The sequence below is a fragment of the Nocardioides humilatus genome (genome assembly GCF_008373755.1).
Classification (GTDB): Bacteria; Actinomycetota; Actinomycetes; order Propionibacteriales; family Nocardioidaceae; genus Nocardioides; species Nocardioides humilatus.
In genome coordinates, this window is the sequence record NZ_VUJV01000151.1 from 1 (window position 1) to 373 (window position 373).

The following is a 373-nucleotide window of genomic DNA, read 5'->3' on the forward strand; positions in this document are numbered from 1 at the left end:
TCGCTCCGACAAGCCGCTCATCGGGTACGACGTCGCAAGGCTCAGCGACGACCTGCTCGCCGTCCTCGACCGACTGGGGGTCGAGACGTGCTCGCTCGTCGGCTGGTCGTTCGGCGGCCAGGTCGCCTGCCGTACGGCAGCCCTGCACCCGGACCGCGTGCACAGGCTGGTGCTGGCCGGGTCCAACGCGGTCCGCGCGAGCCGGAGCGAGGAGTCCCCCTTCGGCCGGCCGCCCGAGCCCTCGATCGAGGCCATGGTCGCCATGGAGATCGTCGACCGCTACGCGGCCCGCCGTTCGTCGATCAGCTGCGGGTTCGGCACCACGCCCGTCCCGGCTGTCGTGGTCTGGATGACGGCGCTGGCGCAGCAGGTG

1 protein-coding gene is annotated in these 373 nt (G+C 72.4%); it reads left to right on the forward strand.

Annotated elements, in window-relative coordinates; translation table 11 throughout:
- On the forward strand, positions 1 to 373 hold a 373-nt coding region (locus F0U44_RS22560), incomplete at both ends, for an alpha/beta fold hydrolase (protein WP_149730629.1).